Genomic DNA, 13,336 nt, shown 5'->3' with positions numbered 1-13,336 from the left:
AATGTATAAAGAAATTTATACTAATTATATTATAAGGAGCTATTATATGGCTGGTTTAAATCATAAAGATATGAATAGTAATAATAAATACGTCCTCTTGAAAGACATAATAACAAAAGGTCCTATTTCAAGAATAGAACTTAGTAAGACAACTGGATTAAGTAAAATGACAGTTACTGCAATTGTAAATGAATATATTAAAAAAAATATAATATGGGAATGTAGTGAAGCAAAATCTACTGGAGGTAGAAAACGAACTAATCTAGATGTCTCCAATGATTCATTGTTGACAATGGGTATCTACATAGGTCGTGATTTTTTACAAGTTGGTATTATTAATCTAAAAGGGCAGATATTACAGACAGAAAATATATCTCTGAAAGAAATTAAGAGTAATGAAATGTTGATAGATAGTATTTTCATGTTAAGTGATAAGCTCATTCAAAGTCGATACAAAGATAACATATGGGGAATTGGTGTATCCTGTGCAGGACCTTTATTGGTAAGTGATGGTATTATCCTGAATCCTCCTGATTTCAATAATGTTCATGAATTGAATATAGTTGAAATTCTAAAGGATAGATACAATCTTCCAGTATATCTGCAGAATGATATGTGCGTAGCTGCACTAGCTGAAGTATATTTTGGTGAAAATCGTGAAATTGATAACTTTATCTATATTGGAATCTCTTCTGGTATAGGGGGAGGTGTAATAATTAATAAAAAATTATTTACCGGTTCCTCTGGATTAGCAGGTATCATTGGACACAGTATTGTAGAAATGAATGGAATTCCTTGTGAATGTGGACAAAGAGGTTGTCTTGAAAAATATAGTAGTACTAGGGCTGTGACTAAATGGGTCAAAGAACAAGGAGGTGGAGACTTATCTTGGATTGAGTTATTAAATAAAGCCGCTAAAGAGGATAAGATTTGTTTGAAAGCTATAGAGAGAATGGCTGATTATCTAGGAGTCGCAATCTGTAATATGCAAAGTGCCTATGATACAGACTGCTTTATTATTGGTGGTGACTTGAATTCATATCAAGACATGGTTATAGACAGATTAAAGGATAAAATGCAGGAATCATCCTTTTTTAATGAGAGAAAGAATAAGGTACAATTAAAACCTTCAACTTTCATGGCAAGTGCTTCTTTTATTGGTACAGTAGCTTTGGTTATGGAAAATAATCTAACCAATTATTAATACACACCTATAAAAAGCAAGAAAGATGATATGTGTTGATATAAAAAGGTACGTATTACATTTAATGATGATGGACATAAATATAACTAACTGAAAGGCTGATATAGATGAAAATAGGAATAGATTTGGGTGGAACAACCATGTCAGCAGGCATTGTAGATGAGAAAAACATAATCATTGATAGAAATCAAACCGATACAAATAGCTCAGATTCCCCAGAAAAAGTTATACAGAGAATGGCAAATCTAGTAAATGAACTGATTGAAAAAACTGATATCAAAAATATTACTCATATAGGGATAGGATGTCCAGGAATGTTGGATAGACAGAATGGTATAGTACTATATTCCAATAATATTGGATGGGAAAATATACATCTTATTGATGCTATGAAAAAATACTTTCATATACCAGTATACCTGGAAAATGATGCAAATTGTGCTGCTTTAGGAGAATATATAGCTGGAGCAGGAAAAAAATATTCATCTATGGTAATGGTCACTTTGGGTACTGGAATTGGTGGAGGAATAATTATTGACGATACATTATATCGTGGTAAAAATGGTAACTCAAGTATTTTAGGGCATTTAATGTTGGTTGATAATGGTGAATTATGTACTTGTGGACGAAAAGGGTGCTGGGAAGCATATGGTTCTGTTAGTGCTTTGATTCGTATGGCTAATGAAAAGGCTGACGAATACCCTGATTCTGAATTAGAAAAGCAAAGGAAATCCTCTGGCAGATTAGATGGTAGGAATATATTTGACGTAATACATAATGGTGACAAAGCTGCTAATGAAGTTCTTGTTAAGTATATAAGTAATGTTGCTCAAGGAATCGTTGACATTGTCAACATATTAGATCCAGAAGGAATTGTCATAGGAGGAGGTATCAGTAAGCAAGGAGAATTTATACTAGAACCTATCCGAAAAATCGTTAAGGAGAATATATATTGTAAATCAATGGAATTACCTAAAATCACTGCATCAGGATTGGGAAATAATGCAGGAATTATTGGAGCGGCTTGTTTAGACCAATTTGTATAGATAAAGCTGATTTTATAAAAAAGAAGACTAACTGTTGCTTAGCATACAAGGAAGATAATATGGAGGTAAAAATGTACAAATCAAATTATGACAAAAGACCAGTAGTCCAGGTTAAGGGATATGAAGACGAAATTTTTACTGGCTACGAAGAAATATCCCAGGAAATATTAAGAAAAATTTCTACTGATGGAAAAAGCAAGACGGTTGTAACTATTGAATGTTATCCTGGTGTGAACAAAGAAGAAGTATTAACAGCTTTTATAAAGAAACTAAATCCAGAGTTATTAATTGATGCTGATGATTATAGTTTTGATGGAAATACAATCACTAATATGATTCAGCGTGAACTAACAGATGATAGGGTTTTCGGAGTTCTAAGCTGTAGAACCATGGACGAGTTTTTTGATGAAACACTAGTTGATAAAGCGAGGCAAAAGATAGAAAGAATCAAAACAGGGGTTGTACTTGTATACGGTACAGGAGCTTCTATAATAGATACAGGAGATATCTTAGTATATGCTGATCTGGCAAGATGGGAAATACAATTACGCTATCGTAGAAAAGAAATAGCCAATTGGAAGATGGATAATTACGACGAGGATTTATTAAAGAAATATAAAAGAGGATTCTTCGTAGAGTGGAGAGTGGCAGATAGATTAAAGAAAAAACTGTATAAGGATGTAGATTATATACTAGATACAAATAAATCCAACTCTCCTAAAATGATAACTAAAAAGGCATTTACAGCAGGTTTGGAAGAAACTGTTAATGGTCCTTTTAGAGTTGTTCCATACTTTGACAAAGGGGTATGGGGTGGACAATGGATGAAAGAAGTTTGCGACTTAGATAAGAGTTCTGAAAACTTTGCATGGTGTTTTGACTGTGTACCAGAAGAGAATAGCCTGTACTTAAAATATGGCGATACAATTGTTGAGACACCTTCAATCAATGTTGTATTTTTCTATCCACATCAATTATTAGGAGAAAAAGTTCATTCAAGATTTGGTACAGAATTTCCTATAAGAGTTGATATGCTTGATACAATGGGAGGACAGAATCTGAGCCTTCAAGTACATCCATTAACTGAATACATACAAGAAAAGTTTGGTATGCACTATACTCAGGATGAGAGTTACTATATGCTTGATGCCAAGGAAAATGCCAATGTATATCTAGGAGTACAGAAAAATGTGGACAAGGAAGCGCTCATTAATGACCTAAAAGAAGCTGAAAAAGGCAATATAACATTCCCTGATGAAAAATATGTAAATAAATTTGGTGCCAAAAAACATGATCATTTCTTAATACCAGCAGGAACAATTCATTGCTCAGGTAATGATTGTATGGTCTTGGAGATTAGTGCTACTCCTTATATATTTACATTCAAATTATGGGACTGGGAAAGATTGGGACTTGATGGAAAACCTCGTCCAGTGCATATTAATCATGGAGAACAAGTAATTCAGTGGGACAGAGATACTGATTGGGTTAAAAACAATCTTATTAACAGAGTTGAGCCAGTTGATGAGGGTAATGGATGGAGACAAGAACGTACAGGACTTCACGAAAGAGAATTCATTGAAACCAGGAGATATTGGTTTAGTGAAAAAGTATCACTTAATACTGAAGGTGGAGTGAATGTATTGAATCTAGTAGAAGGAAGAGAAGCTATAGTAGAAAGTCCTGAAAATAGATTCCAGCCATTCGTTGTACATTATGCTGAAACATTCATAGTTCCTGCTAGTGTTGGTGCTTATACCATAAAACCATATGGAGAAAGTGAAGGTAAGGAATTAGGAATAATGAAAATATATGTAAGATAAATAGTAGCTTCAAAAGATGATGTTAAATTAATATAAAAATAAGTAAAATGTCCTTATCCTTTTATAATAAGTCAATCAACTAAATTTAAAGGAGGCATTTTACTTATAATAAATTTGTTATTGTTAAAACATTCAACGATTATATTAACACGATATATTTTTAGGAATAGTAAGGCATACTATTGTTCCTTTTCCAAGTTTACTCTCATAAGATAAACCATATTCTTTACCGTAATAAAGCTGAACACGGTGATGAACATTCTGAATACCATATCCTTTTGTTTTTGTAGTTAAGATTGATTCTAGAACATGAGTGGTAATACCACAACCATTATCTGTAATAGTAAACACTAGATTATTGTTGGATTGCTTACCAATAATGGTTAATAAACCACGTCCTACACTTTCTTTGTGATCTATCCCATGGACAATGGCATTTTCTACAAGGGGCTGTAAAAGTAAATTTAACATGGTATAGTTAAGAATATCATCATCAATATCATAAGACACATCAAATGTATAACTATGCATCATCAATTGAATTTGGATATAGCTTGTCACGTTTTTAAATTCGTCTTTTACTAGAGTTGTATTTTTACCTTTATTTAATGTAGTACGATAAAAAGATGAAAGAAATTGAGCCATATGGCTTATATCTTCATGACCTGCCAATATTGCTTTACTATTAATAAGAGAGAGACTATTATAGAAAAAGTGAGGACTGATCTGTGCCTGCAAGGCTTTCATTTCATATTCTTGCTGAAGAATTTTACTTTTGTATACTTCATCAATCATATATTTTATGCGATTTACCATATATCCAAAACGTTGAATCAAAATACCGATTTCATCAGTTGACTTTTGAGTGACAGTTACGGATAAATTACCGGATTCAATTTGCTCCATGTTGTCTGTAAGCTCTTCTAATGGACGTACTATTACTTTTGAAAGTGAATAACTAGCAAATAGCAAGAAAAGTATACATGTAATGATGATGAAGAATATGGTAATAGTTATTTGACTTGCAGCAGCAGAAACAGTACTAATAGGTCGATATAGATAAACAGTCCAATTAGAAGTTGGTAGATATTTGACCTCAAAGACGTAATCTTTATCTAAGTTGCCTTCATTTAATTTTGATAATAATTGATAGTGAGACATACTATAAACAGCTTCTTTATCAGAAAAATTTTCATATTCATAAACTGGGTTACCATCATCATCTATAATAATAATACCATAGGAATTATCAAAAAGAGTGGATAAGGGAGCAAAAGTTTCGGGATAGTTAATATTCATTTTAATAATGTTAGTATACTGTCTAGTAGAATTTAATAGCTGACATACTAGATCTAATCGATGCTTATCAGAAGAAACAATAAAGTGAGGTACAGTTGTATCTAATATAGGATTAAACCAATTTGAATCTTCAATATCTGATAAAGGACGTAATATATTTCCATGAGGATTAATATTATTATTGCTATAGACGGTAATTGCTTCTATTTCATTATGAAGAGAACGTACAGTTGAAAATAAGGGATCAATAACTTCTTTATAAGCTAAATACATCTCAAAATTATTGTTGTAGTTAGAATTAAGTGCAATTGTTAAATTATTGTCCCATATAATATAACTCATGACGTCAAAATAAGATGTTGTCATATGCTCTAAAGAATTATGTGCTTGACTTAGAGATTCTACCAATACTTCCTTTTCACGATTAATTAGTAAATTACGAATTTGGAGATAAGAAAAACTACCAAGCATAATAATGGGTACTAGGCTAACGACTAAACAGGTCAGAGTAATTTTATTTCTGAATTTAAGATTTTTAAACCATATTACAAATTTATACATTTTTTCCTCCATAGTTTATATGTGTTTTTGCCGATATTTTTCGGGAGTTACACCAAAGTTTTCTTGAAAGCTCTTACAAAAATATGAAACATTGGAATATCCTACTGTTTTGCAGATATCGGTTATTTTTATATTTGTATTTATGAGTAGCTCTTTAGCTTTATCCATTCTTAGATTTTTAATGTACCTATTAATACCATAGCCTATTTCTTGAATAAATAAGGTGCTCAAATATCTTGGGGTTAGAAAAACCTTATCAGCCAAAACATTAAGATTTAAGTTTTCACCATAATGTGTATGAATATATTGCTTTACAAGATGAATAGCATGTTTCGGAGATAGCTGTTCCGTTTCAAACTTCTCAATGACTTTATCTAAAATATCATATAAAAATTCTTGAATTTCTTCAAAACTGTGACTGGAATAAATGTTTGTTATATTTTTAGTGAATTCTCTTTCTTCGTATTCAGGAAGTTCTTTATAAAGTATCTGTAACAAATTAGAACAAAGAAAACGGATATATATGTGTGACAAAGACTGCTTATTTCGGTATTTTTGGAACATTGTATCTATATCTTGTTTAAGACTGTAGATATCTTTTAATTGTATATCTTTTTGTATGGCTTGAAGCAAATAATTATCTTGCTCACTATTATGTTCGTTATTGATAAAAGAAGTCTCTATAGAATAAACATAAGTATGGGAAAAAAAGAAGCGATTTTCCAAATAACCTTCTGCTTCCTCATAAGCTTTTGAGATATCATTGGGCTGGGTGAATTCATTACTAATCGAAATGAAACACTTTCTTTTATATATAGTAGAAATATAATTTTGTATTTTAATCGCTAATTCTCTATAGTATATGTGTGGCTTATTCTTGCTCTTGAATAAAAGGAGACTTTGAAAAGGGTTCAAATTAATAAAATCAAAGTGCATATCAATAATTCTATGTATTTTATCGTTATAAGAATGAAAATCTTCACTCTGTAAATTATCAAATAATGGTTCATCAAATTCTAGAAGAAATAACCTAGAATAATCCATTAGATATGAAAGATTAATAGTGGGATATTCTTTTTTTAGAGTTTCCAAACATGTTTTATTAATTAAACGGTATAAAATATGATTTTTTAGGTAAAGATCATGTTTTTTTTTGTCAGCTATTTCTTTTTGTAATTGTTCTGTTCTTTGCAGAACCAATGACATGGTTTTTTGAAATTCACAAGGGTTTATAGGTTTCAAAATATAATCAACAGCTCTTAACGATAATGCCTTTTTGATATATTCAAAATCGTCATGTCCGCTAAAAAAAATAATCTGGATATTAGGGAGAAGTTCCTTTGCGCTAGAAGCTAATTTTATACCATCCATAAAAGGCATTTTAACATCAGTGAATAGAATATCAGAAGGACAATCTTTTAATTTTGCTAATGCTTCTTTTCCGTTAGATGCTTCTAGAATATTCAAATCAAAATTATATCTATCTAAAAGAAATCGGATGACTTGACGTTCATCACTTTCGTCATCAACAATTAATATACGATACATAATGAACCTCCTTCATAATTTGCTATAAATTATAGCATTTATAATATGGTTTTGCAATGTGTGGTACGGTATAGCTAAATGTTCAAGAAAAAGTGTTATAAATCAGGATTTTCTTGCGTTTACTCAATATGATGAGGGTGTTATACTAAAAACAACTTAAATTAACCGGCCGCTGATTAAGTTTGAGATGAATTCAAATAATGAAGATTAAAATTAAAAAATAATATGAAATCGATTATTCAAATAATTGGGAGGTAATTATGAATAATAATTCTATTGTAAAACGGATCACAGTTTTAATGTTAATAAGCATAATGAGCTTTTCGTTAGTAGCATGTAATGATAAAGATTCTTCAAAAGTTAAAGAAAGTACTCAAATAGTAGAAAATGCTCATGGTAAGTATACTGAAGAAATTACTTATACTTTAGGACGTCTAACAGTACAAAACTCTAAATTACCTGAAGGTGATACATATGAGAATAATGCATATACCCGCTTTGTAAAAGAAAAGCTGAATGCAGTATGTGTAGATGCATTTGAAGCAAATGGCGAAGATTATGATAGACAGGTATCTTTAGCAATTAGCTCAGGAGATTTACCTGATATGATGCGTGTGGGAGATAAAAATATATTGGATGAATTAGTTGAAAATGATTTGATAGCTGATTTAACAGAAGTTTATGATAATTATGGAAGCGATTATCTAAAATCTATATATGATTCTTATGATGGTAGAGCTTTAGATACTGCAATGTATGATGGCAAACTAATGGCTTTACCAGGAACCAATGTTGATAGTGCGCCTTCAGAGGTATGGATTAGACAAGATTGGCTAGATAAACTAGATATCATAATAGATGAAGATGGAAATGGATGTATTACAATAGAAGAATTAGAGATGGTAGCCAAAACATTTAGAGAAAAAGACCCAGGGAATAGTGGTAATCCAGTAGGTATTCCTTTAGCTTATTGGTTGAATTCAAATGATTATGGCGGTTCTAATCACTGCATGACAGGTATCGCTAATGCTTTTGGAGCTTACCCGAAATTATGGCTTCAAGATGAAGGTGGAAATATTTATTATGGTTCTACTACCAAGGAAACAAAAGAAGCTTTGGGTGTAGTAAAAAAATGGTATCAAGAAGGAATTCTTGATCCTCAATTCGGTACGAGAACATGGGATGATATTACTGCTCTTCTCATAAACGGACAAAGTGGAATTGTTTTCGGTGCTTGGCATATTCCTGACTGGTTACTTAATAATATAAGAGCTATGGATAATAATGCTGTATTTTCTGCCTACGTGATTGAAGATGAAAATGGTAAGGCTAATGTATTCCATAATAATGCATCTAATGGCTTTATTGTCGTAAGAAAGGGGTATGAATATCCTGAATTAGCAATTAAGATTGCTAATATATTCTATGATGAATTTGCAAACAGCAAGACTCTCGCAACAGATGCTCCTGAGGTAGCGAAATATCACGTAGATGCAGTTGATGGTGCTGCTAGACCATTTAATATTGAGATTAATAAATATACATCATTACTTGATGATTACTCCGATATTAGAAGAGGTGTTAATGGTGAAATTCCAGTCGAGGAAGCACGTACTGTAGAATCGAGAGTTATTATTGGGAACGTAACTAAATATTTAAAGGATTACGAAAACTCCAATGTAACTGATTGGGCAAAATATCATTCTCGAATGAAAGGTGTTGCTCTAATTGAAAAGTTAACAAATGAAGGAACCTTCAATTGGGTTAACCCAGTATTTTGGGGAACAACAGACACAATGAAAACTAATTGGGCGAATCTAGAAAAATTAGAAGAAGAAATGTTTATTAAAATTATAATTGGAGCTGCACCATTAGATGATTTTGATACCTTTGTAAATGATTGGAACAAACAAGGTGGTGCTCAAATTATTAAAGAAATTCAAGAAACATTAAAGTAAAAATAAACAAGAAAAAGGGGACTGTTTAAGCAGTCCCTTATATTTCATAAAAGATGAATTGATTTAATTGATCTTGGATAAAAGGAGGTCTCTATGAAGACATTAATTAAAAATGTTAAAATAGCAAAATCAGGAGCCATGTATCATACAATGATGATTCCTGGTATAATTTTTTTGCTGATTTTTAGTTATATACCCATGTTTGGAATTATTATGGCATTTCAGGATTATGTTCCTGCAAAGGGGATTTTCTGTTCTAATTTTGTTGGGTTAAAACATTTTATGTATATGATATCTTTACCTGATATTGCTCAGATAGTTAAAAATACTTTGATTATTGCAGTTGGGAAAATTCTTATAGGAACTTTTATGGCAATTGCTTTTTCAATTTTACTTAATGAAATTAGCAAGAAGTTCTTAAAGAAAACAGTTCAAACCATTGTTTATATGCCTCATTTTTTATCTTGGGTTGTGCTGGCAGCTGTTGTTGTAAATATGTTTAATCTTGATGGGACTATTAATCAAATATTAGTTTCATTTGGACTTGATAAAATTAATTTTATGGGAAGTAATAGGTGGTTTAGACCATTAATTGTTGGTACAGATGTTTGGAAAGAGTTCGGTTATAACTCTGTTGTATATTTAGCAGCGATTACAGCTATTGATCCAGGGCTTCACGAAGCAGCTGCTATAGATGGTGCAAGCTGGTGGAGAAGGGTTATAAATATTACCATACCTGGAATGTTACCTATTATTTTACTAATGGCTGCAATGAGTCTTACTAGTATTTTAAGTGCTGGTTTTGACCAAATCTATAATCTGTATACACCAATGGTATATGAGACAGGAGATGTTTTGGATACCTATGTCTACCGTATTGGTCTAGTAGGACGTCAGTATAGCTTTGCTACTGCGGTTGGATTATTTAAATCTGTTATTGGTATGATTCTAATGCTAACTGCTAATGGATTAGCTAAGAAGTATACTGATAGGAAGATATTTTAGGAGGTAAAATTGATGATACAAAATAGAAGTATTAAGGCTCGAATGAGAACTTTACTAATATATTTTATTGTTATTAGTTTGGCATTATTATGTTTGCTTCCATTATGGAATATTGTTGCGATCTCTTTTAGCAGTAGTGCAGCTGTTTCAGCAAATAGGGTAGGTTTAATACCTGTACAATTTACAACCGCTGCATATCAAAAAATTATGGACGATGTCCAGTTTTGGAGATCTTTTGGTATATCTGTAATTCGAGTTATAATTGCATTAGGTTTGAACATATTGTTAATAGTTTTAATGGCATACCCGCTTTCTAAAACAAAAAGGGAGTTTCGTGGAAGAAATATCTATATAGGTTTATTAATCTTTGCTATGCTTTTTAATGGTGGGATGATTCCTACCTATTTAGTAGTAAAAAAACTGGGACTTTTAAATTCCATATGGTCTTTGATCCTTCCTGGTGCAGTACCTATTTTTAGTGTAATTTTGGTTATGAATTTTTTTATTGGTATTCCAAAATCATTAGAGGAAGCAGCAATCATTGATGGAGCAAAACCACTTCAGGTATTATTTAGAGTATATATTCCTTGTGCAGTTCCATCCATTGCAACAGTTGCTTTGTTTAGTATTGTGGGATCATGGAATGATTTTTACAGTGGATTGATTTACATAACAAAAATAAAGAATTATCCACTTATGACCTATATTCAATCTTTAAGCGTTAGTATTGAAGAATTGTTAAGAGCTGGAAAGAGTGCAACTGCATTGAGTAACGTTATGGAAGTATCCAACCAGAATTTAAATGCAGCCAAAATTGTAGTAGCTGTAATACCATTATTGATGATTTATCCTATATTACAAAGATATCTAATTACGGGAATTGTCATGGGTTCAGTAAAGGAGTAAGGTAAAGAATTAATGTATCTTTAAGGATAGGCTTGGAGCTAGGGAAGGTCTTAAGATGAAAAAAAGATATATAAGATAATTAGTACGTTTACTGTAAGACTTATGAATATATTGACAATAGGTATTTAGAAATGTAAAATAAATTATCATATACAATAGAAAGGATGGGAAAAATGCAAAACAATAACCAGCAGCCATGGTGGAAAAACTCAGTAGTATATCAAATATATCCTCGCAGTTTTCAGGATAGTAATGGTGATGGAATAGGAGATCTACAAGGAATTATCGACAGATTAGACTATTTGGAAGAGCTTGGGATTGACGCTATTTGGCTGTCACCAGTTTGTAAATCGCCTCAAGATGATAATGGCTATGATATTTCCGATTATATGGACATAGACCCGATGTTTGGAAGTATAAAAGACATGGAGAATCTTATTGCTAGAGCTAATGAGCATAATATAAAGATAATATTGGATTTGGTGTTAAACCACTCTTCTGACGAGCATTCATGGTTTGTGGAAGCAAAGAAGAGTAAAGATAATAGATACCATGACTATTATGTATGGAGAGATGGAGTAAAAGGAGAGCTTCCAAATGATATGAAAGCTTGTTTTGGAGGTTCTTGTTGGGAATGGGTTGAAGATTTAGGTCAATATTATTTTCATCTATTCTCTGTAAAACAACCTGACTTGAATTGGGATAATCCAAAAGTTAGAGAAGAAATCTATAATATGATCAATTGGTGGATGGACAAAGGAGTAGGAGGGTTCCGTTTAGATGTTATTGATCAGATAGCAAAAGAACCTGATCTCAAGATTACTAATAATGGACCTAAACTACATGACTATATTAGGGAAATGAGTAGAGAAACTTTCCAAAAAGGTGATCTCATCACAGTAGGAGAAGCATGGGGATCAACACCTTCTCTTGCGAAATTATATAGTAATCCAGACAATAGTGAATTCTCTATGGTTTTCCAATTTGAACATATTGGTTTAGACCAAGAAGAAGGCAAAGAAAAATGGGATTTAGCCCCTCTAGACTTTATAAAATTGAAAAAAGTTTTATCTAAATGGCAGGTTGCATTACATGGTTATGGATGGAATAGTTTATTCTGGAATAATCATGACTTACCAAGAATTGTATCCCGTTGGGGAAATGATAAAGAGTATAGAGTAGAATCCGCTAAGATGCTGGCAACAGTTCTTCATTGTATGCAGGGAACACCTTACATATATCAAGGTGAAGAGTTAGGTATGACCAATGTTAAGTATCAGGTTGACGAATATCGTGATATAGAAACCTTGAATATATACGAAGAACGTACTCAAAAAGGTTATGCAAAAGAAGAAATAATGAAATCAATCTATGCTAAGGGTAGAGATAATGCTAGAACACCAATGCAATGGGATAGTACAGATAACGCAGGTTTTACAAAAGGGGAACCTTGGTTGAAAGTAAATCCTAATTATACTGAGATCAATGCAGAACTAGCATTAAAAGATGATAACTCAATATTTAATTATTATAAAAAATTGATTGCACTTCGTAAACAATATCCTGTAATTATTGATGGTAAGTTTGAATTACTTCTAGAAGAAGACCCTAATATCTTCGCTTATACAAGAACACTTGAAGATACTGAATTATTGGTTATTTGTAATTTTTACGGTGAAACTATTGGATGTACGATTCCTGAACAATACAAAAAAGACAAGGAATTAATACTTTGTAACTATAAACAATCAGTTAGTGAAGAAGTATTACAACCATATGAAGCAAGAATTTATCTAATGAAATAAGGTTATAAGCAATATATGTGCTACTACTAGACATATTTGGTTTATCGCTAAACGTATTTTTTCGTAAAAGGTATAAAAAACGTATTAGAGATAATCTGTTATATATGGTGGCTTATTGGATATGCCATCATAATTCTTATGCTAGCTTCATACTCATTTATTAAGAAAATGAAGAATATCT

General features: G+C 31.7%; 9 protein-coding genes. 7 read left to right on the top strand and 2 right to left on the bottom strand.

Translation table 11 applies throughout. The annotated features are described in order from the left end of the window. The first annotated feature begins 46 nt into the window (after positions 1-46). The 3 genes from HYG85_RS08325 to HYG85_RS08315 all read left to right on the top strand — a co-directional run bounded on the left by HYG85_RS08325 (position 47) and on the right by HYG85_RS08315 (position 4,073). A complete protein-coding gene (locus tag HYG85_RS08325) occupies positions 47-1,204 on the top strand; it encodes an ROK family protein (RefSeq protein WP_212693095.1) in 1,158 nt (385 codons plus the stop codon). Positions 1,205-1,311: 107 nt separating this feature from the next. After that, on the top strand, positions 1,312-2,250 hold the full coding sequence (locus HYG85_RS08320; protein WP_212693094.1) for an ROK family protein: 939 nt from the start codon (positions 1,312-1,314) through the stop codon (positions 2,248-2,250). Positions 2,251-2,321: 71 nt separating this feature from the next. After that, entirely contained in the window at positions 2,322-4,073 is a 1,752-nt protein-coding gene (locus HYG85_RS08315) for a class I mannose-6-phosphate isomerase (protein WP_212693093.1), read from the top strand. A 144-nt stretch (positions 4,074-4,217) separates the two neighbouring features. Here HYG85_RS08315 and HYG85_RS08310 read toward each other — a convergent pair whose 3' ends face one another. After that, complete coding sequence (locus HYG85_RS08310; RefSeq protein WP_212693092.1) at positions 4,218-5,933, bottom strand: sensor histidine kinase; 1,716 nt, start codon at positions 5,931-5,933, stop codon at positions 4,218-4,220. A gap of 15 nt (positions 5,934-5,948) precedes the next feature. Beyond that, positions 5,949-7,481 carry a response regulator transcription factor gene (locus HYG85_RS08305; RefSeq protein ID WP_212693091.1) on the bottom strand — a complete coding sequence of 511 codons (1,533 nt, stop codon included), beginning with the start codon at positions 7,479-7,481 and terminating at the stop codon, positions 5,949-5,951. Between the two features lie 260 nt (positions 7,482-7,741). Here HYG85_RS08305 and HYG85_RS08300 point away from each other — a divergent pair, with 260 nt between their 5' ends. The 4 genes from HYG85_RS08300 to HYG85_RS08285 all read left to right on the top strand — a co-directional run bounded on the left by HYG85_RS08300 (position 7,742) and on the right by HYG85_RS08285 (position 13,155). Next, the gene (locus HYG85_RS08300) at positions 7,742-9,439 is read left to right on the top strand and encodes a type 2 periplasmic-binding domain-containing protein (protein WP_212693090.1); all 1,698 of its coding nucleotides are present in this window, start codon (positions 7,742-7,744) and stop codon (positions 9,437-9,439) included. A 93-nt stretch (positions 9,440-9,532) separates the two neighbouring features. Then, positions 9,533-10,444 carry an ABC transporter permease gene (locus HYG85_RS08295; RefSeq protein WP_212693089.1) on the top strand — a complete coding sequence of 304 codons (912 nt, stop codon included), beginning with the start codon at positions 9,533-9,535 and terminating at the stop codon, positions 10,442-10,444. A gap of 12 nt (positions 10,445-10,456) precedes the next feature. Then, the gene (locus tag HYG85_RS08290) at positions 10,457-11,350 is read left to right on the top strand and encodes a carbohydrate ABC transporter permease (protein WP_212693088.1); all 894 of its coding nucleotides are present in this window, start codon (positions 10,457-10,459) and stop codon (positions 11,348-11,350) included. 173 nt (positions 11,351-11,523) lie between these two features. Continuing rightward, positions 11,524-13,155 carry a glycoside hydrolase family 13 protein gene (locus HYG85_RS08285; protein WP_212693087.1) on the top strand — a complete coding sequence of 544 codons (1,632 nt, stop codon included), beginning with the start codon at positions 11,524-11,526 and terminating at the stop codon, positions 13,153-13,155. Positions 13,156-13,336: the final 181 nt, after the last annotated feature.

This window comes from Vallitalea guaymasensis (assembly GCF_018141425.1).
GTDB classification, from domain to species: domain Bacteria; phylum Bacillota; class Clostridia; order Lachnospirales; family Vallitaleaceae; genus Vallitalea; species Vallitalea guaymasensis.
This window is presented reverse-complemented; position numbering and strand designations above follow the sequence as displayed.